This window comes from Flammeovirga aprica JL-4 (assembly GCF_012844305.1).
GTDB lineage: Bacteria > Bacteroidota > Bacteroidia > Cytophagales > Flammeovirgaceae > Flammeovirga > Flammeovirga aprica.
Genome location: NZ_JABANE010000259.1, coordinates 1 through 1,972, shown reverse-complemented (window position 1 = coordinate 1,972; position 1,972 = coordinate 1). Strand labels below are relative to the sequence as shown.

General features: G+C 39.9%; 2 protein-coding genes. Both read left to right on the top strand.

The genetic code is table 11. The features are described 5' to 3' along the window. Positions 1-109 precede the first annotated feature (109 nt). A complete protein-coding gene (locus tag HHU12_RS33675; protein WP_169661111.1) occupies positions 110-256 on the top strand; it encodes a hypothetical protein in 147 nt (48 codons plus the stop codon). Positions 257-624: 368 nt separating this feature from the next. Then, entirely contained in the window at positions 625-1,878 is a 1,254-nt protein-coding gene (ltrA, locus tag HHU12_RS33670; RefSeq protein ID WP_169661110.1) for a group II intron reverse transcriptase/maturase, read from the top strand. The last annotated feature ends 94 nt before the right edge of the window (positions 1,879-1,972 follow it).

Here is a 1,972-nt window from a genome sequence, read left to right as displayed (position 1 = left end):
AAGTTAACCGAACGGTAATCAACCGCCGTATACGAGGTCCGTACGTACGGTGGTGTGAGAGGGTCTCCGCTAGGCTAATCGCCTAGCGGCGCTCTACTCGATGTGTGCTGTGAGTTGTCTATCAGACAACGTAACTGAGAATATGATGGATGCAGACCATCCGGTTTGGAGCTTTCAGGAGTACAAACCAAACAGCTGTTATGATTTATGGAGAGCAATTTCTATGGATGAAGCGATAACAGAAAAGGCTGTATAAAACAGTCATGTGAGAATAAAGGAGTTGAGCGAAAGCGAACCTTCCGAAGAAGTGGCGAAAAGAGCATTCACTGTCAAAACCTACGGATTATCGAGACTGTAGGGATAAGTTTAGCAGCTACCTGATTATGGGCTAGACGGCGGTCGTCATTAAGGGGGCAAGAACTTTATTTAGGCGTATTCTCGGAACACAGGAAGCCTATTTGAAATAGTAAAGAGAAAGTACAAGCAGAAAGTATCTGCAAGGCAATTATCAAAGTTTCAATAGGTGGCGGATGAACTTGTAGTAGTGAAGAATCCACTGTAATGGTTGAGGAGCGAAGGGGTTCAGTTATACAGTTTAATCATTAATTACAACTCAATTAGAGGATGATTTTTAAAGAAGCGACAAAGAGTATTCCCATCACTAAAGAGATGGTGTGGGAAGCATACAAAGAGGTGAAGCGTAACAAAGGCGTAGCTGGTGTTGATGGAGAGAGTCTGGCGTTATTTGATCAAAACCGATCAAAACTTCTCTATAAACTATGGAATAGAATGGCTTCTGGCTCTTATTTTCCGAAGAACGTTAAGCGAGTAGAAATTCCGAAGGGGGATGGTAAAACACGCCCTCTTGGAATACCTACGGTAAGTGACAGAATAGCACAGCAAGTGATTAAGACTTATCTTGAACCTAGGTTTGAGCAAGAATTTCTCTCATGTTCTTATGGTTATAGACCACATAAGAGTGCACATCAAGCGATAGCAGAAGTACGGAAGAATGTACGTAAATATGCTTGGGTAATTGATTTAGATGTACAATCGTTTTTCGAGGATGTAGATCATATATTATTATTCAAAGCATTAAATAAGCATGTTTCAGAACAATGGGTTTTGATGTATATAAAACGTTGGTTAGAGTCTGTTATAGAGCTTCCTGATGGAACGGTTCTATTCAAGAACGGAAAAGGTACACCTCAAGGAGGTGTTATCAGTCCACTTTTGGCCAATTTATATTTACATTACACTATAGATAAGTGGATGCACATTCATCATTCAAAAGTGAAAATGACACGTTACGCTGATGATATGATTATTCACTGTTCTACGGAGCAAGAGTCAGAGCGTTTATTGTATTCTATTAGAGACCGTTTCGCATCCTGTGGCTTAAAGTTACATCCGGAGAAAACGAAAGTAGTTTATTGTAAGAAGGATGGTCGACTACAGAAACATCACACTGTTCAATTTGATTTTCTAAGTTTCAGTTTCAGACCTATGTCTGTTAAATTAAAACGCGGAGGTCACTTCATACAGTATGATTGTACAGTAAGTAGGAAGGCTAAACTTCGTATGTTAGCCAGTCTCCGAGCCTTCAAAATCCCAAGGAAAACCGGAAGTACCATTCAACAAATAGCTCAAACTCTGAATTCCATTATTCGAGGTTGGGTGAATTATTACGGTAAAGTACGCTTAAAGGGTTTATCTCCTGTCTTCTATTATCTTCATCAACGTTTAATGAGTTGGTCGATGAACAAGTATAAAAGTCTTAGAAATAGTCGCGTAAAAGCGTCTCACTTTCTGAGGAAAATAGCTCGGGATTACCCCAACTTATTTTATCATTGGTCATTAGGTTATAGCTTCTTGTAGTATATACTCTGTATAACAAGAGCCGTATGAATTGAGAGGTTCACGTACGGTTCTGTGAGAAGTTAGGGGTGAGATTCCCCTAGCTTACTCGACT